The organism is Magnetospirillum sp. LM-5, assembly GCF_902729445.1.
In the GTDB taxonomy this organism is placed as follows: Bacteria; Pseudomonadota; Alphaproteobacteria; order Rhodospirillales; family Magnetospirillaceae; genus Magnetospirillum.
Window position 1 is genome coordinate 45968 of the sequence record NZ_CACVCE010000001.1, and the last position, 19472, is coordinate 65439.

The following is a 19472-nucleotide window of genomic DNA, read 5'->3' on the forward strand; positions in this document are numbered from 1 at the left end:
ACCGGGGCGCCCCTTTTCTTTTGGCAATGAAAGGATCAGGCGGCGTTCCAGCTGATGCCGAAGCTGCCCAGGGTCTTGGACAGCAGGGCGATCTTCTTGGCCCGGTCCTCGCCCGAGGCGCCGGCGACGTATTCGCTCAGGAAGGCGGGATCGCGCAGATAGGTCTGCAGGACCGGCCCGACCGCCGCCAGGGGCTCGCCCTCGATGAAGGTGCCCTTGCGGGCCAGATCGACCAGGGTCAGAACCTTCTGAGCCGCGCCGCCGCCCTTCTTCTCGATCTGCTCGAACAGGCGGGCGCGCTTCAGCAGTTCCATCTGGGCCTGCTCGACCTTGGCCATGGCCGGGTACTTCTCGTTCTCCGGCAGCCACGACCCCTTCAGCGCCTTGTAGATGGTGGTCAGGGTCTGCATCTTCGGCACCGGCGGCTCCGGTCCGCCGATGGTGCGCGGCACGAAATCCTGGTCGCCGAAATAATGGTCGATGAAATTCTTCAGCGTGTTGCGGTTGCTGGGACCGATGGCCAGGGTGGTCAGGGTCATCAGATAGGCCAGCCGATCGGCCACGACCTTGCGCTCGCGCAGCAGGTCGGTGACGCCTTCGGTGGTGATCCAGCGGTTCTGGCGGCGTTCCAGATTGCCGACGGTCTTGGCCCCGCCGCAGATGTCGCCGCCATTCCACAATTTGCGGAACATGTCGAAGATCGCCTGGATTTCGATTTCAGGCTCGGCCGAGCGCAGCGGGTCCTTGGCCGCCAGCGTGCGCAGCAGGCCGTACTCGACGGAATTGCGGCAATTGGGGGCGACGCCGCTGGCGATCAGGGCGTTGATTTCGCTCATGACCGGGGCGGCGGTGTCGCGCACCTGCAAGGCGCCGCGCCACAGGTCGGCCAGATCGGCGCAACGGTCTTCCAGACGGTCGGGGAAGCCCAGCAACTGATCCAGCGCCTGGTCGGACCGCAAGGTCTCGGCCAGCCATGGCTCCATGAAGGTGAACAGTGGGGTTCCCTTGGTCTGGCTCAGCAGGGAGACCAGGGTGGTCGCCTTGTCGCGCCAGGTCTTTTGCTGGAACAGGACTTCGGTCAGCAGGCGGCCGATCTGGTGGTCGCGCTCGGCGCCAGAGGCGCGCACGGACTCGACCTGCTTCAGGAAGGTGGCGGCGGTCACGCTGGGGACAGGCTTTTCCTTGTCCTCGTCCCACGCCTTGCGGACGCCGGTGCTGACCAGCGTGTGCAGTTCCTTGACCCGGGTGGCGGCGCTGACATTCTTGGCTTTGGCCTGCAAGGTGCCGACCTTATCGACGGCATTCATCAGCACGCGGCCGGAATCGCTCAGGCGCTTCAGATACTTGGAGGAATGAACCAGCTCGGACGGCGTGATGACCAGCGGGTCAAGAAAACTGCCGAGATAACGGCCCATCATTTCGCGGGCGGCGACGCTCGCGAAATCCTCGATGGTGGTGCAATAGGACCGTTCGACAACGTCCCCGGAGGCATCGTTGTTGTCGTCCTTTACTGGATTGTTCATGTCCGTCCGCCCAGGCCTTCTCTCCTGGGTCCCCAATGTGCACAGTCTTAAGACTAACGCAAAACTTTTTCCCAAAAAACAGGTTTAGGCCCTAGGTGGCGTGATGTCCACGGTCAGCTCGCCCACCCCTTCGACAGCGCCGACAAGGTGGTCGCCGGGGTGCACCGGGCCGACTCCTTCCGGGGTTCCGGTATAGATCAGATCGCCGGCCGACAGGTGGTAGTACTGCGACAGGTGGGCGATGATTTCCGGGATCGACCAGATCATGTCGGCGACGTCGCCCTTCTGACGGATCTCGCCATTGACCTTCAGGCTGATGGCCCCGGTCATGATCGGCTGGCTGGCCTTGATGATCGGGGTGATGGGGGCCGAGAACTCGAACGACTTGCCCAGGTCCCACGGGCGGCCCTTGTCGCGGGCGGCGAATTGCAGGTCGCGTCGGGTCATGTCCAGGCCGACGGCATGACCGAACACCGCCTTGGCGGCGGCTTCGGGGCTGGCCTGATAGACCGAGGCGCCCAGCGCGACCACCAGCTCGATCTCGTGATGCAGGTTGGCGGTGGCCGGCGCATAGGGGATGGCGCCGCCGCCGGGCACCAGGCAGTCGGGCGATTTCGAGAAATAGAAGGGCGGCTCGCGGTTGGGGTCCGACCCCATCTCGCGGGCATGGCCGGCATAGTTGCGGCCGACGCAGAAAACCCGGCGGACCGGATAAAGGGCGGTTTCACCGGCTACCGGCACGGCCGGCTGGGCAAGCGGAAACAGAAGTGCGGTCATCCCAGGCTCCCGGTCTGGTGGTACCCCAGGATGCACCCGACCGCGCGGAAGGACAATCCCCGTCGCTGTGGGGTTCGTGTTGCATCGTCATGGTAATACGCATTAAAGTACCGATTTAACGGCGGCCAACGCCGAGCAATAATGTCCGCCTCCGACCAGGAGGCGAAGGGGCCGAACCGAGCCCCGATCGTGGAGGCAACAGCGCCCGGCGAAGACGGGCCGGTCTAGGAGTAGGGACGACATGGATTCCAAACCCGTTTCCCGCAGGACGATCCTGCAGGGTGCCGCCGTGGCCGGTCTGGCCGGGGCTTCCGGCTTCGTGCCGACCAAGTTCGCCATCGGCAACACCGCCAAGGTCAAGGTCGGCATCATGCTGCCCTATTCCGGTACCTATGCCGGCCTGGGCGAGGCGATCACCAACGGCATGAAGATGGCCATCGCCGAAAAGGGCGGCAAGCTGGGCGGCCGCGACATCGAATATGTCGCCGTCGATGACGAATCCGATCCGGCCAAGGCGCCCGAGAACACCAACAAGCTGGTGACCGGCGAGAAGGTCGATTTCGTGGTCGGCACCGTCCATTCCGGCGTCGCCATGGGCATGGTCAAGGTGACCAAGCAGTCGGGCACCATCACCATCATCCCCAATGCCGGCGCCAACGCCGCCACCGGGCCGATGTGCTCGCCCAACATCTTCCGCACCTCGTTCTCGAACTGGCAGACCACCTTCCCGCTGGGCAAGGTCGCCATCGAGAAGGGCTACAAGAACGTCGTCACCATGACGTGGAAGTACGCCGCCGGCGAAGAGATGATCGGCGCCTTCGAGGAACATTTCACCAGCCGCGGCGGCCGCATCGCCCGTCAGATCCTGGTGCCGTTCCCCAATGTCGAGTTTCAGGCCAACCTGACCGAGATCGCGGCGCTGAAGCCCGACGCGGTGATGTGCTTCTTCGCTGGTGCCGGCGCCTTGAAGTTCGTCAAGGATTACGCCGCCGCCGGTCTGAAGGGCATTCCGCTGATTGGTCCGGGCTTCCTGACCGACGGCGTGCTGAAGGGCCAGGGTGAGGCGGCCGAGGGCATTCTGACCACGCTGCATTACGCCGACAATCTGGACACGCCGCTGAACAAGACCTTCCGCGCCGCTTATGAAAAGCAGTTCGGCAAGGGTGCCGACGTCTATGCCGTCCAGGGCTATGACGCCGGCCAGTTGCTGGTCCAGGCGATGGCGGCCGTCAAGGGCGACACCTCGGCCCAGCCGGCCCTGATCGCGGCGATGGAAAAGGCCGAGATCAAGAGCCCGCGCGGCAATTTCACCTTCTCGAAGGCCCACAACCCGATCCAGGACATCTATCTGCGCGAGGTCAAGAACGGCCAGGAAACGGTGCTGGGAGTGGCCCAGAAGGGCCTGATCGACCCGGCGCGCGGCTGCAAGGCTGTCTAGCATCACGCTTCCCCGCCGCCGGCCCGAGAAGGGTCGGCGGCGGATTTCCCAGGGGATGGGCAAAAACAATATGGATGTGTGGTTCTTCCTGATCCAGGCGCTGAACGGGGTCCAGTACGGGCTGTTGCTGTTTCTGGTCGCCAGTGGTCTGACCCTGATCTTCGGGATCATGGGGATCATCAATCTGGCGCACGGCTCGTTCTACATGCTGGGCGCCTATACCGCCTATTGGCTGGCCGCCAAGACCGGCTCGCTGCTGGCCGCCCTGGTCTTGTCGCTGCCCATCGCCGCCCTGGTCGGATATGGGATCGAGACCTTGCTGGTGCGCGCCCTTTACAAGCGCGACCATCTGGATCAGGTCCTGCTGACCTATGGCCTGATCTTGGTGTTCAACGAGGCGCAGAAGCTGATCTGGGGCTCGGACGTCCATGCCGTTTCCATGCCGGCGGCGCTGAACTGGTCGTTCCCGCTGACCGACAATCTGTCCTATCCGGTCTATCGCCTGGTCATTTCCGCCGTCTGCGCCGTGGTGGCGCTGGGGATGTGGTGGGTGATCGCCAAGACCCGCTTCGGCATGTGGGTCCGCGCCGGTGCATCCAACCGCGAGATGGTCCAGGCCCTGGGCATCAACGTCAAACTGCTGTTCGGGCTGGTCTTCGCCATGGGCGCCGCCCTGGCCGGCCTGGCCGGCGCCATCGCGTCGCCGGTCAGTTCGGTCTATCCCGGCATGGGCGATTCGGTGCTGATCTTGTGTTTCGTGGTGGTGGTGATCGGCGGCGTCGGCTCGGTCAAGGGCGCTTTCCTGGGCGCCATCCTGATCGGCCTGGCCGACACTTTCGGCCGGGTGCTGGTGCCCGACTTCGCCAGCTTCTCGGTTTATGCGGTGATGGCCGCCGTGCTGCTGTGGAAGCCCAAGGGGCTGTTCGCATGAGCCGGCTGCCTCGCCCCGTCGCCATTGCGCTTCTGGCCCTGGTGGTCCTGCTGGCGGCCTATCCCCTCTATGGCGCCTGGCTGTTTCCGGCCAAGCACGCCTTCCTGATGCAAAAGATCACCGGCATCATGATCCTGGCCATCATGGCCATGAGTCTGGACCTGCTGGTCGGCATCGCCGGCATGGTCAGCCTGGGCCATGCCGCCTTTTTCGGCCTGGGCGGCTATATGCTGGCGATCCTGTCGCCCGAATACGAGGCGGCCAACATCTGGATCGTGCTGCCGGCCGCCTTGGCGATCGTGGCTGCCGTGGCGGCGATCATCGGCGCGCTTTCGATCCGCACCACCGGCATCTCGTTCATCATGATCACCTTGGCCTTCGGGCAGATGGGCTTCTACTTCTTCAACGATTCGCGCCTGGCCGGCGGATCGGATGGCGCCTACATCTACGTCATGCCGGCGGTCGAGATCGCCGGCATCAGCCTGATGAACCTGGAAGACAAGCTGGTGTTCTATTACCTGGTGTTCGGCCTGTTCATTGGCGCCTATCTGCTGCTGAAGGTGCTGCTGGCCTCGCCGTTCGGACGGGTGGTTCAGGCCATCGGTGTCAACGAGAACCGGGTCAAGGGCCTGGGTTTCAATCCCGACCATTACAAGCTGGTGGCCTTCGTCATCGGCGCCACCATCGCTGGCCTGGCCGGCTTCCTGGGTGCCGCGCAATACGGCTTCGTCAACCCGGCGATGCTGTCGTGGCACCAGTCGGGCACCGCCCTGGTGATGGTGATCCTGGGCGGCATGGGTACCATCTTCGGCCCGGCCCTGGGCGCCTTCGTGCTGGAACTGGCCCGCATGGGCTTCGAGGGCATGACCGAGCATTGGCTGCTGCCCATGGGCCTGTTCGTCATCGCCGTGGTGCTGCTGCTGCCCAAGGGGCTGGCCGGGCTGTTGCTGCAGCTGGGCGCCAAGCCGGCGTCCGAACCGGAGGACGAGGCATGAGCGCCCCCGAATCCTCCATCGTTCTGGAAACCCGCGAGCTGACCAAGGCGTTCGGCGGCCTGGTGGCGGTCAATTCGGTGTCGATCGTGGTGCGCGAGGGCGAGCCCCACGCGGTGATCGGCCCCAACGGCGCCGGCAAAAGCACCTTCGTCAACCTGTTGACGGGGCATCTGCCGGCCTCGGGCGGGCAGGTGCTGTTTCGCGGCCGCGACATCACCAGCCTGCCGGCCCATCGCATCAGCCGGTTGGGCATCGGGCGCAGCTACCAGAAGACCAACATCTTCCCGACCTTCTCGGTGTTCGAGAATTGTCGCCTGGCGGCGCAGTCGCGGCTGTCCAGCTCGATGCGCTTCTTCCGTCCGGCCCGCGCGCTGGCCGACGTCAATTCCCGCGCCGAACGGGCGATGGAACTGGCCGGGCTGGCGGCGCGCTCGGGCCGGGTCGCCGGCACCATGTCCTATGGCGAGCAGCGCCAGCTGGAAATCGCCATGGTCCTGGCCACCGGCCCCGACGTGCTGGTGCTGGACGAGCCGCTGGCCGGCATGGGCAAAGAGGAAAGCGAGCGGATGGTCGCCCTGCTCAAGGGGCTGGCCGCCCAATACACCCTGGTCCTGGTCGAGCACGACATGGATGCGGTGTTCAGCCTGGCCCACACCCTGACGGTGATGGTCAACGGCACGCTGCTGGAAAGCGGCCCGGTCGATGTCGTGCGCGCCTCGCAGGCGGTGCAGGACGCCTATCTCGGCGACGGGGCGGAGGCCTATTGACCATGATCGTCGCCAAGGGCATCCACACCTTCTACGGCAACAGCCACATCCTGCATGGCGTGGACTTTTCCGTCGCCAAGGGCGAGACGGTGGCCCTGATGGGCCGCAACGGCATGGGCAAGTCGACCCTGCTGAAATCGATCCTGGGGCTGGTCAGCCCCAAGCAGGGCAGCGTCACCATCGCGGGGGCCGACATGACCGGCGCCCAGACCCACGCCATCATGAAGAAGGGCATCGCCTATGTCCCGGAAGGGCGCGGCATCTTCCCCAACCTCAATGTCCGGGAAAATCTGGTGATGGCGGCGCGCCCGGGCGTCGCAGGCCAGCGCGACTGGACCTATGAGCGCGTGCTGGACACCTTCCCGCGTCTGGCCGAGCGGCTGGACAACATGGGCAACCATCTGTCGGGCGGCGAGCAGCAGATGCTGTCCATCGGCCGCGCCCTGATGACCAATCCCGACCTGCTGATCCTGGACGAGGCGACCGAAGGCCTGGCGCCGCTGATCCGCCGCGAGATCTGGCACACCATCCGCACCATCAAGGACAGCGGCATCGCCAGCATCATCGTCGACAAGAACGTCCATGTGCTGCTGGGCCTGGCCGAACGCCATGTCATCCTGGTCAAGGGCCGCATCGTCTATGACGGCGGGCCGCAGGCCTTGAGGGACGATCCCGAAATCCTGAAACGCCATATCGGACTTTAGACCATGAGCGTGCCGGATCTGATCAGCCTGATCACCCCGATCGCCGAGTTCTGTGCCGGCAAGGATGTCGATGCCGCCCTGATGGCCGAGTTGAACCGGCGCTTTCCCGGCGACGGCCCCGATTTCGCCGCCATCGCCGCCTGCCTGGCCGAGGGCATCGATGCCGGGGATTTCTGCGGCAAGGACGCCGGCGGCATCCGCTTCTCGCGTCCGGCCAAGCCGTCGGCGGCCACCTTCGGCTTCTCGGTCGACGTGGTCGCCTATGGCGATCTGGCCGGGCCGCACCACATCCACCCCACCGGCGAGATCGACATGATCGTGCCGGTGGACGAAGCCGCCACCTTCGACGGCCATGGCCGCGGCTGGCTGGTCCATGGCCCGGGTTCCGGCCATCGGCCGACCATCACCGGCGGCATGGCCATCGTTCTTTACCTCCTGCCGCAGGGGGCAATTCAGTTCACTGGCGCGTGAGACGACCGCAAGACCAACGAAGAACGGCCGCCACGCCCTCATGGGAGAGGGAACATCCGAGATGACCAACGCCACCGCGTCGCACGTCGTGACCGAGCCGAAGCCGCTGGAACTGCCGCGCGCCTATAACGCGGCCACCCATTTCATCGACCGCCACCTGGCCGAGGGCCGAGGCGCCAAGGCCGCCTATATCGATGTCGGCGGCACGCACTCCTATTCCGACCTGGCCGGGCGGGTCAACCGCGCCGGCAACGCCCTGTTGGGCCTGGGTCTGGAGATGGAAAACCGCATCGCCATGATCATGCTCGACACCATCGATTTCCCGGCGGTGTTCTGGGGCGCCATCAAGGCCGGCATCGTGCCGATCCCGTTGAACACCCTGCTGACCACCAAGGATTACGGCTACATGCTGGCCGACAGCCGCGCCCGCGTGCTGGTGGTGTCGGAAGCATTGTTGGACAAGGTGACGCCGATCCTGGCCGATCTGCCCTTCCTGAAGCAGGTGGTGGTGTCGGGCGCCGATGCCCACGGCCATGTGCTGCTGTCCGACCTGACCGCCAAAGCCGGCGCCCATCTGGAACCCGCGCCCACCACCAGCGACGACGTCGCCTTCTGGCTTTATTCGTCGGGCTCGACCGGGGCGCCCAAGGGGGCGGTGCACCTGCAGCGCGACCTGGCCGCCACCGCCCATTTTTACGCCGACGGCGTGCTGGGCATCCGCGAGGACGATCTGTGCTTCTCGGCCGCCAAGCTGTTCTTCGCCTACGGCCTGGGCAACGGCATGACCTTCCCGCTGCATGTGGGGGCCACCACCATCCTGCTGGCCGACCGGCCGACGCCGGAATCGGTGATGGCCATCTTGAAGGACCACCAGCCGACCCTGTTCTTCGGGGTGCCGACCCTGTACGGCACCATCCTGGCCGATCCGTCGAACCGGCGCGAAACCGCGTCCTTGCGCATGCGGGCCTGCGTGTCCGCCGGCGAGGCGTTGCCGGAAGATGTCGGCAAGCGCTGGCAGGAACGCTTCGGCGCCGAGATCCTGGACGGGCTGGGCAGTACCGAGATGCTGCACATCTTCCTGTCCAACCGTCATGGCGAGGTGCGCTACGGCACCTCGGGCAAGCCGGTGCCGGGCTACGTCATGAAGATCGTCGGCGATGACGGCCGCGAGGTGCCCCAAGGCGAGATGGGCGAATTGGTGGTCAATGGCCCCAGCGCGGCGGTGGCCTATTGGAACCAGCGAGAAAAGAGCATGGCCACCTTCCGCGGCGCCTGGACCCATACCGGCGACAAGTACTATGTCGATGACGAGGGCTATTACCGCTATGCCGGGCGCGGCGACGACATGCTGAAGGTCGGCGGCATCTGGGTGTCGCCGTTCGAGGTGGAGGCCGCCCTGATCGCCAACGAAAAGGTGCTGGAAGCCGCCGTTGTCGGCTTCCCCGATGGCGAGGGGCTGATCAAGCCCAAGGCCTTCGTGGTGCTGCAATCGGGCCTGAATGGCGGCGAGGCCCTGGTCGAGGAATTGCAGGCCTTCGTCAAGGCCCGGCTGGCGCCCTATAAGTATCCGCGCTGGATCGAGTTCGTCGAGACCCTGCCCAAGACCGCGACCGGCAAGATCCAAAGGTTCAAGCTGAGGACGAAGTGAGCAGACAGACCCTGAATGTCGGCGGCGTTTCCCTGGAAACCCGCCGCATCGGGGGCGATCCGGCCCGCCCGACCCTGGTGCTGCTGCACGAGGGGCTGGGCTCGGTGTCGCTGTGGCGCGATTTCCCTGACCGACTGGCCGCCGTCACCGGTCACCCGGTCCTGGCCTTCAGCCGGGCCGGCTATGGCGGCTCGGACCCGGTCGATCTGCCGCGACCCTTGGATTACATGCAGCGCGAGGGCAGGGACGTCCTGCCCGGTCTGCTGGATGCCGCCGGTCTGGATCGGGTGGTGCTGGTCGGCCATTCCGACGGTGCCTCGATCGCCCTGGTCCATGCCGGCAGCAGCGCCGGGACGCGGGTCGAAAGGGTGGTGGTGATGGCGCCCCACACCTTCGTCGAACCCATCTGCCTGACCAGCATCCGGGCCGCGCGCGAGGCTTATCTGACCGGCGATCTGCGGGACAGATTGCAGCGCCATCACGGCGCCAACACCGATTGCGCCTTTTGGGGCTGGAACGATTCCTGGCTGGCCCCCGATTTCGTCCATTGGGACATCCGCGGCTTCCTGCCCGCCATCGGCGTGCCGGTGCTGGTGATCCAGGGCCAGGACGACGAATACGGCACCATCTTGCAAGTCGATGCCATCCGCGACCGGGTGCCGGGCGGGGCCACCACCCTGCTGCTGCCCGATTGCGGGCATTCGCCCCATCGCGATCAGCCCGGTGCGGTGCTGGCCGCGATCATCGACTTCCTGCGCTGATCCCCCCGCCCATCCCATAAACGAAAAAGGCCGCCGGACGAGCCGGCGGCCAAGTTTTCTTCGAAGATTGATTGGAGCGTCGCTGCCCTTAGTGGGCGGCGGCACCCTCGGCACCCAGGCCGGTCTCGGACCGGATGGCCTGCGCCGGATAGGCGGCACGCTCCTTCTGACCACGCTCGCTGTTGTCCATGATGGAGAACACGTAGCAGGCCAGGAAGGCGGCGGGCATGGTGAACAGGGTCGGGTACACGAACGGGAAGATCGGGTCCTTGAAGCCGAAGCTCGAAACCCAAACCACCTTCGACAGGATCACGCAACCGACCGAGCCGACCAGACCGATGTAACCGCCGATGACGGCGCCACGGGTGGTCAGCGACTTCGAGAACATCGACATGACCAGCACCGGGAAGGTGGCGGACGCGGCGATGGAGAAGGTCAGGGCGACGATGAACGCGACGTTCTGCTTCTCGAAGACCACGCCCAGGATCACGGCGATGACGCCGAGGCCCAGCGAGGCGACCTTCGACACCATGACTTCGGTGCCTTCCGTGGACTTGCCACGGGCGAACACCGACGCATACAGGTCGTGCGAGATGGCCGAGGCGCCAGCCAGGGTCAGACCCGACACCACCGCGAGGATGGTGGCGAACGCGACCGCCGAGATGAAGCCCAGGAACAGGTTGCCGCCGATGGCGTGGGACAGCCACACCGCGGCCATGTTGTTGCCGCCCTTCAGATCCAGCTTACCGGCAGTGATGATGTATTCCGGGTTGGTCAGCACCATGGTGATGGCGCCGAAGCCGATGATGAAGGTCAGGATGTAGAAGTAACCGATGAAGCCGGTGGCGTAGAAGACCGACTTGCGGGCTTCCTTGGCGTTCGGCACGGTGAAGAAGCGCATCAGGATGTGCGGCAGACCAGCGGTGCCGAACATCAGGGTCAGACCCAGCGAGATGGCGTCAACCGGGTTGGTCACCAGCGAGCCCGGGGCCATGATGGCGCCCTTCTTCGGGTGAACTTCCACGGCCTTGGCGAACAGAGCCTCGAACGAGAAGCCGAAGTTCGACAGCACGCCCAGGGCGATGAAGGTAGCGCCGCCCAGCAGCATGCAGGCCTTGATGATCTGCACCCAGGTGGTGGCGGTCATGCCGCCGAAGGTCACGTAGACCATCATCAGGGCGCCGACGACGATCACCGCCATCAGGTAGTCCAGGCCGAACAGCAGCTTGATCAGCTGACCCGCGCCGACCATCTGGCCGATCAGGTAGAAGATCACGACGATCAGGGCGCCGGTGGCCGAGAAGATACGGACCGGACCCTGGGCCAGACGATAGGACGCCACGTCGGCGAAGGTGTACTTGCCGAGGTTGCGCAGGCGTTCGGCGATCAGGAACAGGATGATCGGCCAACCGACCAGCCAGCCCACCGAGAAGATCAGGCCGTCAAAGCCCGAGCCGTACACCAGGGCGGAAATACCCAGGAACGAGGCGGCCGACATATAGTCGCCGGCGATGGCCAGACCGTTCTGGAAGCCGGTGATGCCGCCACCGGCGGCGTAGAAATCGGCAGCGGTCTTGTTCTTCTTGGCGGCCCAGTAGGTGATGCCCAGGGTGATGCCCACGAAGATCACGAACATGACGATCGCGTGCCAGTTGGTTTCCTGCTTCTGCGCGTTGCCGAGATCGGCACCGGCGGCGAAAGCGGCGGTAGCGGCCAGGGTCCCGCAGACAGCGAGAAGGGCCACGAGAGCGAGCTTCTTGTAATTCATTAGCGGGCTTCCTCGAGGATCTGGCGGTTCAGTTCGTCGAACTCGGTGTTGGCACGACGGACATAGATGCCGGTCAGCGCGATGGCCGACAGGATGACGCCGACGCCGATCGGGAAACCGACGGTGGTGACGCCGCCGGACAGCGACTGTCCGAGGAACGCCTTGCCATAGGCGATCAGCAGGATGAAGCCGAAATAGATGGCCAGCATGGCCACCGACAGGGTCCAGGAGAAAGCGGTGCGCTTCTTCACCAGTTCCTGGAACTTCGGATTGGCCGTGATCTTGTCATGGGTGACTTGGCAATGTTGGGCTTGTTTCACTTTGACCCTCCACAATTTGTGCCGCCTTGGCCAAGGCCGACGGCTTGTCGTTTTGGTCGCCGGTCTTGGTGCCGGCTCGAACCATCTTTTTCCCGCATCGCCGGCCAAAGGGGCATGGCGGACCTATGCGTCCACGGCATATCCCCCCAGCTTGCGCGGGGCATTAGACGTCATTAGCATTGGTGCACATTGACGTCAACACCATACGCTTGTTTCTGCAGTGCAAAAGAAGGACACCTTTCCGTCATGAAAGTTTTCATCCGTCATGAAATATAAGAGCGTTCGAAGTAAATGGTGTTTTCGTTACGGTTGTGTTTAGTTGATAGGCAGTAGGCACTTACGGCACAATTTTGTTACTGGTTTTTTTCCATGTTGCATGGCAATACACAGTGCTGTGTCTTCTCTTTCGACACTTTTGGGTGGGGCGGAATGGGGTGGGGGATGACTTCGAGCGTGCAATTTATCGGTTGCGCCGTTAGAAACCGCCATTATGGTGAACTTCCATGAATGACATTGGCGCCCTGGCGAGAATCGACAGCTTCCCCTATCAGCACCGTCTGCGCGAGGTGATGAGCACCCCTGTCCTGACCGGTTCCGAAACCATGAGTTTGGAGCAGGCGGTCAAGGCGATGTACCAGGCCAAGGTGTCGTCGATCGTCGCCGTCGATGATCGCGGCCGCTGCCTGGGGATTCTGACCGAGCGCGACCTGTTGCGCATCCTGTCCGGCCAAGGAATGGCCGGAATGGATGCCAGCCTGGGCGCCGTGATGACCCGGCCGGTGGCGGCGGTCCCCGGCGACGCCTTCGTCTATGTCGCGCTGGCCAAGATGAACCGGCTGGGCTTGCGCCATCTGGTGGTGGTCGACGAGGTCAACCGCCCGATCGGCATGATCACCGGCCGCGCCCTGTTGAAGGTCCGGGCCACCGACGCCCTGGCCATCGGCGATTCGGTGCACGAGGCCAAGGGCGCCGACGACATGCGGGCCGCCATGGCGGCGCTGCCCGGTCTGGCCCGGTCGTTGCTGGCCGAGGGCGTGTCGGCCCGCAATATCGGCTCGGTGATTTCGCTGGTGGTGCGCGACCTGACGGCGCGGGCCACCGAACTGGCCGAGGCCAGCATGGCCGAGGATGGATGGGGGGCTGCGCCGGCCGCCTATGCCATGCTGGTGCTGGGCTCGGGCGGTCGTGGCGAAAGCCTGTTGGTGTTCGACCAGGACAATGCCATCGTCCATCGCGGCAGCCCCGCCGACGACGTGTGGTTCGCCGAGCTGGGCAAGCGCGTCAACGAGATGTTGAACCAGGCCGGCATCCCGTTCTGCGATGGCGGCGTCATGGCGCGCGAGCCGAAATGGCGGAAAAGCCTTGAAGAATGGAAGGACGAGGTCCATTCCTGGGTCTATTCGGTCGAGAACCAGACCGTGATGTATTGCGACATCTTCTTCGATTTCCAGCCGGTGTGGGGCGATCGCGACCTGGCCGAGGAATTGCGGGTCTACGCCATCGAGAAGGCGTCGCAATCGGGCTTCTTCATGCAGTATCTGGCCCAGCACGTCGCCAAGATGGATGTCGCCACCGGCCTGTTCGGCGGCTTCATCACCAAGCAGGGCCGTCTGAACGTCAAGAAGTTCGCTTTGCTGCCGCTGGTGTCGGCGGCTCGTTTCCGCGCCATCCGCGCCCATGTTCTGGCCACCGGCACCGACGAGCGCTATACCGCGCTGAAGGACCAGGAACTGCTGCACGAGGACGATTGGCGCGACCTGCTGGAAATCCGCGAGATCGCCTTCCGGATCATGCTGGAGCAGCAGCTGGCCGATCTGGCCGCGGGCATCCCGGCCTCGGCCAAGGTCGACCCCAAGCGCTTCCCCAAGCGCTTGCGCGAAAGGCTGCGCTGGGCGTTCAAGCGCCTGAAGACCCTGAAATACATCTGCGGCGTCGGCGGCGGCTAAGGGCGGGGAAAAGTCCCTCGCTTCGCTCGGTGTACTTTTCCCCGAGAATTTAAACGGAGAAAAATAGGCTTGGGGCGGCCCTGCGCCTATTTTTCACTTTTCCGCGGGCACCGTGTGACGGGCCTTGCCCGGCTCACGGTGACGAAAAAGGCGAACCCGCGCGGAAAGCTTGCTTGAGCACGGGTTTTCCCTGTTTGCCCGGGGAAAAGTACACCGAGGCTCAGCCGAGGGACTTTTCCCCGCTCAAGGCCCGGCCGAAGGATTCGGCATCGATGGCCGGGCTGTACAGGAAGCCCTGCATGGTGCCGACACCGCGCGTGCGCAGGTAATCGGCCTGGGCGACGGTCTCGACCCCTTCCGCGATCAATTCGAAGCCCAGGTTGGTGGCCAGTGCCACCACCGAGGCGACGATGGCGCCGTCCTTGCTGTTGCCCGGCAGTTCGCGCACGAAGGCGCGGTCGATCTTCAAGGCGTGCACCGGGAACAGCTTCAGATAGGCCAGCGACGAATAGCCGGTGCCGAAATCGTCGATCGAGATGCGCACGCCCATCTGGCCCAGGTCGGACAGGATGGTGATGGCGCGATCGACCTCGGTGGCCATCATGGTTTCGGTGATTTCCAGTTCCAGCGCGCTGGCGGGCAGGTGGTTGTCGGCCAGCGCCTGCTCGACCTTGGTCTTCAGGCGGGCGTCGTGGAACTGGGCCGGCGACAAATTGACCGACACGCAGCCGAAATCCAGCCCGGCCTCGGTCCAGGCCCGCATCTGGCGGCAGGCTTCGGCGAGCGCCCAGTCGCCGATGGCGCCGACCAGGCCGGCCCGTTCGGCCACCGGGATGAACAGGGCCGGGCTGACCGGGCCGCGCTCGGGATGCGTCCAGCGGATCAAGGCCTCGGCGCCGACGATGCGGCCCGAAACGCTGTCGATCTTGGGTTGATAGTGCAGGCGGAACTGGCCCTCGGCGACGGCGCGGCGCAGATCGATCTCGAGATTGATGCGATCGACGGCCTGACGGTTCATCTCGGCATCGTAGAAGCGGTACGGCATGCCGCCCGACTTGGCGTGGTACATCGCCGCGTCGGCGCAGGTCAGCAGGCCCTCGGCGGTGTCGGAATCCTCGGGGTAGATGGCGACGCCGATGCTGGTCGAGCAATAGATCTCGCGGGCCTCGTCCAGGGCGAACGGCTCCGAGAAGGCGTAAAGGATTTTGTCGACGCAATTGAGCGCCGAATGGTGTTCCTTGAGGTCGGGCAGCGCCACCACGAATTCGTCGCCGCCCAGTCGGCCGATGATGTCGGTGGCCCGCACACAGCCCTTCAGGCGCCGCGCCACCTGGCGCAGCAATTCGTCGCCGGCGGCATGGCCGAAGCTGTCGTTGATGTCCTTGAAGCGGTTGACGTCCAGGAACAACAGCGCCATGCGGGTTCCGGCGCGGTCGGCGCGCAGGATCGAATCCTTCAGGGATTCCAGCACGGTGTGGCGGTTGGCCAGCCGGGTCAGGGTGTCGTGGCTGGCGTGGTAGCGGATGCGCTCCTCGTCCTGCTTGCGCCGTGTGATGTCGCGGCACAACATGACGAAGCTGCCGACCTGGCCGGATTCATCGGCGATGCCGGTCAGCGCCACCGCCGCCGGAAACACGTCGCCGTCGGACCGCCTGGCCCACAGCTCGCCCTGCCAGATCGCCCCCGCCATGGCGGTGTCCCAGGCGTCGCGCACCATGTCGGCATCGTTGATCTCTTGCGCCAGGATGCGGAAACGTTGGCCGACCACGCCTTCGGCGGCAAAACCGGTCATGCGCTCGAAGGCTGGGTTGACCGCCTGGACCACATGGTCGCGGTCGGTGACCACGATCACCTCGCCGACATTCTCGAACACCGCCGCCGCCAGGCGCAGCCGGTCCTCGGCCAGCTTCCGCTCGGTGATGTCCTGAACCGTGCCCTCGTAGCACACGATGGCGCCGCCCGGGTCGCGTACCGCGCGGGCGTTCTCGGAAATCCAGATGACCGAGCCGTCCTTGCGGTAGACCTGGGCCTCGAAGGCCTTGACCACCGAGGTCGTGCCCAATTGTTCCTTGAAACGGTCGCGGTCGGCGGGGTTGACGTAAAGATGGCGGGCGATATCGGTCAGGCCGGCGATCAACTCGCCTGGGCTGTCATAGCCGTAGATGCGCGCCAGGGCGGGATTGGCCGCCAGATAGCGGCCATCGGGGGTGGTGCGATAAATCCCCTCGACCGCGTTCTCGAACAGAGAACGGTATTGATCAAGGGGGTGAGCGATCGTTTCGACGGCACCCAAGATGGTGGTCCCGGTCCCAGTTTATACAGTCTCCACCCTGGTCCACAGGAATGCCACTTTCCGGTCCTGCATTGCAAGCGCGAGATTCAATGATCACCGCCACCATGATCATGGCTGCAGCGTCCGCATTGGCCGCCGCCCTGGCAGTGATGCGAGGATTCGCCGCCATCGATCATGTCGCGCATGGTAGGGACGCATTTTCCGCAACGCGGCTTCAGCTCGAGGTGGCGCCAGACATGGGCCGGCGAGCCGGCGCCGACCTCGGCGATGGCCGCATGGACGGCGCGTTCGTTCAGGGCGTGGCACAGACACACATACATGGGGCCTCCGCTGCGTTGATCACCACAGGGTAATGATAATCATTCGCAACAACGCAATGCAATAATTTTCTTGTGGCTTTGTCAGGCGCCGCGCACGCACAGGACCGGGCAGGTGGCCTGGCCGATGACCCGTTCGGAATTGCTGCCCAGCAGCAGCCGGCCCAGGCCGGTGCGGCCGTGGCTGCCCATCACCACCAGGTCGCAGCCTTTGTCCTGCATGGTCTGGGCGATGACCTGATCGGGCAGGCCGCGCCCGACCAATCCTTCGGCGTCCAATCCTTCGGCCTGATAGAAGGCCAGGACGCGATCGACGACCTTGCGGGCCTCGGCCTGACGCTCGGGGGAATGATGGGGGACCTCGACCGACAAGATGGTGATCGGGGTGGCGCAGCAATGGGCGATGCGGGCCGCCGCCATCGCCGCCGCGTCCGACGAGCGCGAGCCGTCGGTGGCCAGCAAAACGCGCCGGGTCCACATTTCGGCGGCCTTGGGCACCACCATGACGCTGCACTTGGCATTGCCGACCACCTTGGCGGTGGCGTCGCCCAGCATCAGCCGGGCCAGCCCGCGCTTGCCGCGCCGGCCGATGACGATGGCGTCGATGTTGGAATCCTCGGATTCGGCCAGGATCTCGCGGTAAGGATCGTCGCCGTAGCGCAGAACCTTGGTGCAGTCGATTCCGGCCGCCAGCGCGGTCGCCTCGATGCGGTTCAGATTGTCTTCGGCCGCGGCCTCGGCTTGCGCGACGATGTCGGGGCCCATGTCGTCCAGCTCGGGGCTGGAAATCACCGCGCTCATGATGGTCAGATGGGCGCCGCCCTTCTTGGCCATGGCGATGGCGACCCGCTCGGCACCGGCCGAAAATTCCGAGCCGTCGGACGCCACCATCACCTTCTCGAAGCGGCCGGTGGGGGAAAGCTGAGTGCTGGCTTGGCTCATTGTACCCTCCGTTCGCCGGTCACGCCGGCTGTGCCGCCGCTTCGCGCATGCCGCTCCACAAGGCCTTCAGGATGATGACGGCACCCAGGACCAAGGCGAATACCATGATCCAGAAACTGATGGTCTTCAACAGCGCCATGGTCGGCTCGCCGATGGCGTCGATCATGCCCAGCTGGGCCATATAGACCGGGATCACGAACAGCCGGCTGAACAGCACGGTGACCATGATCATGCCCATCACCAGCTTGATCATGTAGGGCCGGACATAGGTGGTGCCGATGGCGCCGACCTGGATGCCGAACAGCGAGCCGGCCAGGATGATCATCGCCAGGCGGACATCGACGAAGCCGCCCAGGGCGAACTTGACGGTGCCGCCCAGGCCCATGACGAAGGCGATCACCAGTTCGGTGGCCGAGGCGATCAGGCTGGGCACGCCCAGCACATACATCATCGACGGCACGCCGATGAAGCCGCCGACGGCGATGGTGGCCGCCAGCAAGCCGGTGGCGAAGCCCATGGGGATGGTGATCAGGAACGACACCTTGGCGTCGATGGACTTGAAATAGACCATGGTCCACGGGATGTGGATGGACTGCACCTTGCGGGCCAGCGGGCCGACGGTTTCCTCGGCCTTGGTGTTGCCCGAACGGTAGATGCGGATGGCGTCCTTCAGGACATAGGTGCCGACGATGGCCAGGGTGACGACGAACACCACGCTGACGTAAAGGTTCGAGCCGACATCGCCGAAGGACTGCTTGATGTTTTGCTGCAGCTGGGCGCCGACCAGCACGCCGGCCTCGGCCGAGCAGCCCATGATCAGGCCCAGCTTGACGTCGACCTGTCCGAACTTGGCGCGCTTATAGGCGCCGACCAGGGCCTTGGGGAATTTGTGGCACATGTTGCTGGCCACCGCGACGATGCCGGGCACGCCCATGCTCATCATCGCAGGCGTCAGCACGAAGGCGCCGCCCGAGCCGATGAAGCCCGACACCATGCCGCCGACGAAGCCGACCATGAACAGGCCGGCCATCCCCGCCAGGTCCAGGGCGATGAATTGGGTCATTTGCTCCATCGCTTGGGCTCCTTGCGGGTCTTGGCCTTCAGCCCCAGCATGTCCCAGAAGCCGCTGGTGAAGGCGCCGTGCACGAACGAAAACACGAAGGCGATGACGATCGGCACCACGAAGGCCCAGCCGCCGCCGGTGCTGGCCGCCAGCACCTCGGCCTCGAAGGAAAACAGCAGGATGTAAAGGGCCAGGCTGAGCGCCCCCAAGGCCAGGGTGCGCAGGGTCTGGGGCGTCAGCCGCGCGGTGATGGTCGACATGGCTGGCGCTCCGTCAGCTGATCATATCGACTTCGGAATCGGTCATGTGCCGGGGAACGACGGTGACCGGGATCCGAAGACGGTTGCAATGGCTGTTCAACAGGGCGGTGGCCGAGGGCGGCGGCCCGCCCATCGCCGAGGGGCGAACATCCAGCCCGACGATGACGTTGCAGATGCCGGGATCGGCATCGATCAGGGCGCAGACCTCTTGGGCCGGATCGCCTTCGCGCAGCAGAACCATCGGCGCCTGGCCGGTGCAGCCGGCGGCGTTTTCGGCCAGCTGGGCCAGGGCGGTGCCAAAATCGGTCTGGGCCTCGCCGCGGATGGCCTGGGCCGCCGACAGCCAGGCATATTCGCCCCGAGGCGGTTCGTAGACCCCCACCAGGGCCAGGCGGCTGCCGGTGGCGCGGGCGCGCCGGCAGGCATAGCGAAGCGGTGCGCGCATCCGGCTCAGACGGGACTCATCGACCACCAGCAAGATGGTCTTTCCCGGCGCTGATGCAGGCTGGCGCGCGCCTCCGTCACGGAGATCGGCGTCCATCCATGTC

19 protein-coding genes are annotated in these 19472 nt (G+C 64.9%); 9 read left to right on the forward strand and 10 right to left on the reverse strand.

All coding sequences use genetic code 11. The features are described 5' to 3' along the window. Window positions 1-35: 35 nt before the first annotated feature. Window positions 36-1523 (reverse strand): hypothetical protein, encoded by a 1488-nt coding sequence (locus tag MTBLM5_RS00220; protein WP_173973802.1) that lies wholly within the window; start codon window positions 1521-1523, stop codon window positions 36-38. Between the two features lie 84 nt (window positions 1524-1607). Then, window positions 1608-2300, reverse strand: a complete 693-nt coding sequence (locus MTBLM5_RS00225) for a fumarylacetoacetate hydrolase family protein (RefSeq protein ID WP_173973803.1) — start codon at window positions 2298-2300, stop codon at window positions 1608-1610. 241 nt (window positions 2301-2541) lie between these two features. Here MTBLM5_RS00225 and MTBLM5_RS00230 point away from each other — a divergent pair, with 241 nt between their 5' ends. The 8 genes from MTBLM5_RS00230 (at window position 2542) to MTBLM5_RS00265 (ending at window position 10015) form a co-directional block, all read left to right on the forward strand. Then, complete coding sequence (locus MTBLM5_RS00230; protein WP_173973804.1) at window positions 2542-3738, forward strand: ABC transporter substrate-binding protein; 1197 nt, start codon at window positions 2542-2544, stop codon at window positions 3736-3738. 70 nt (window positions 3739-3808) lie between these two features. After that, window positions 3809-4669 (forward strand): branched-chain amino acid ABC transporter permease, encoded by an 861-nt coding sequence (locus MTBLM5_RS00235; protein WP_173974043.1) that lies wholly within the window; start codon window positions 3809-3811, stop codon window positions 4667-4669. Continuing rightward, complete coding sequence (locus MTBLM5_RS00240) at window positions 4666-5664, forward strand: branched-chain amino acid ABC transporter permease (RefSeq protein WP_173973805.1); 999 nt, start codon at window positions 4666-4668, stop codon at window positions 5662-5664. The genes MTBLM5_RS00235 and MTBLM5_RS00240 overlap by 4 nt, the downstream gene beginning before the upstream one ends. Then, window positions 5661-6431 (forward strand): ABC transporter ATP-binding protein, encoded by a 771-nt coding sequence (locus MTBLM5_RS00245; protein ID WP_173973806.1) that lies wholly within the window; start codon window positions 5661-5663, stop codon window positions 6429-6431. Before MTBLM5_RS00240 ends, MTBLM5_RS00245 begins: the two co-directional genes overlap by 4 nt. Before the next feature lie 2 nt (window positions 6432-6433). Continuing rightward, the gene (locus MTBLM5_RS00250; protein ID WP_173973807.1) at window positions 6434-7135 is read left to right on the forward strand and encodes an ABC transporter ATP-binding protein; all 702 of its coding nucleotides are present in this window, start codon (window positions 6434-6436) and stop codon (window positions 7133-7135) included. A 3-nt stretch (window positions 7136-7138) separates the two neighbouring features. Continuing rightward, window positions 7139-7606, forward strand: coding sequence for a DUF4863 family protein (locus tag MTBLM5_RS00255; protein WP_173973808.1), 468 nt, complete (start codon window positions 7139-7141; stop codon window positions 7604-7606). Between the two features lie 61 nt (window positions 7607-7667). After that, a complete protein-coding gene (locus tag MTBLM5_RS00260) occupies window positions 7668-9254 on the forward strand; it encodes a benzoate-CoA ligase family protein (protein WP_173973809.1) in 1587 nt (528 codons plus the stop codon). Next, window positions 9251-10015: an alpha/beta fold hydrolase gene (locus MTBLM5_RS00265; RefSeq protein ID WP_173973810.1), complete on the forward strand. Its 765-nt coding sequence runs from the start codon at window positions 9251-9253 to the stop codon at window positions 10013-10015. Before MTBLM5_RS00260 ends, MTBLM5_RS00265 begins: the two co-directional genes overlap by 4 nt. Window positions 10016-10103: 88 nt before the next feature. Here the strand turns inward: MTBLM5_RS00265 and MTBLM5_RS00270 are convergent, their stop codons facing one another. Continuing rightward, window positions 10104-11783, reverse strand: coding sequence for a cation acetate symporter (locus tag MTBLM5_RS00270; RefSeq protein WP_173973811.1), 1680 nt, complete (start codon window positions 11781-11783; stop codon window positions 10104-10106). Then, window positions 11783-12103, reverse strand: coding sequence for a DUF485 domain-containing protein (locus MTBLM5_RS00275; RefSeq protein WP_173973812.1), 321 nt, complete (start codon window positions 12101-12103; stop codon window positions 11783-11785). The genes MTBLM5_RS00270 and MTBLM5_RS00275 overlap by 1 nt, the downstream gene beginning before the upstream one ends. 503 nt (window positions 12104-12606) lie before the next feature. Here MTBLM5_RS00275 and MTBLM5_RS00280 point away from each other — a divergent pair. After that, window positions 12607-14049, forward strand: coding sequence for a DUF294 nucleotidyltransferase-like domain-containing protein (locus MTBLM5_RS00280; protein ID WP_173973813.1), 1443 nt, complete (start codon window positions 12607-12609; stop codon window positions 14047-14049). A 220-nt stretch (window positions 14050-14269) separates the two neighbouring features. On the opposite strand, the gene MTBLM5_RS00285 is transcribed toward MTBLM5_RS00280, so the two are convergent. From MTBLM5_RS00285 to MTBLM5_RS00310, 6 genes are all read right to left on the reverse strand, one after another. Continuing rightward, window positions 14270-16342 (reverse strand): bifunctional diguanylate cyclase/phosphodiesterase, encoded by a 2073-nt coding sequence (locus tag MTBLM5_RS00285; protein ID WP_254430845.1) that lies wholly within the window; start codon window positions 16340-16342, stop codon window positions 14270-14272. 86 nt (window positions 16343-16428) lie between these two features. Beyond that, window positions 16429-16662 carry a bacterioferritin-associated ferredoxin gene (locus tag MTBLM5_RS00290; RefSeq protein ID WP_173973814.1) on the reverse strand — a complete coding sequence of 78 codons (234 nt, stop codon included), beginning with the start codon at window positions 16660-16662 and terminating at the stop codon, window positions 16429-16431. Between the two features lie 81 nt (window positions 16663-16743). Beyond that, on the reverse strand, window positions 16744-17601 hold the full coding sequence (locus tag MTBLM5_RS00295; RefSeq protein WP_173973815.1) for a universal stress protein: 858 nt from the start codon (window positions 17599-17601) through the stop codon (window positions 16744-16746). A gap of 19 nt (window positions 17602-17620) precedes the next feature. After that, window positions 17621-18664, reverse strand: a complete 1044-nt coding sequence (locus tag MTBLM5_RS00300) for a sulfite exporter TauE/SafE family protein (RefSeq protein WP_217424941.1) — start codon at window positions 18662-18664, stop codon at window positions 17621-17623. Then, window positions 18661-18924 carry a hypothetical protein gene (locus MTBLM5_RS00305; protein WP_173973817.1) on the reverse strand — a complete coding sequence of 88 codons (264 nt, stop codon included), beginning with the start codon at window positions 18922-18924 and terminating at the stop codon, window positions 18661-18663. The genes MTBLM5_RS00300 and MTBLM5_RS00305 overlap by 4 nt, the downstream gene beginning before the upstream one ends. A 13-nt stretch (window positions 18925-18937) precedes the next feature. Continuing rightward, window positions 18938-19465 carry a universal stress protein gene (locus MTBLM5_RS00310; RefSeq protein ID WP_173973818.1) on the reverse strand — a complete coding sequence of 176 codons (528 nt, stop codon included), beginning with the start codon at window positions 19463-19465 and terminating at the stop codon, window positions 18938-18940. Between the last annotated feature and the right edge of the window lie 7 nt (window positions 19466-19472).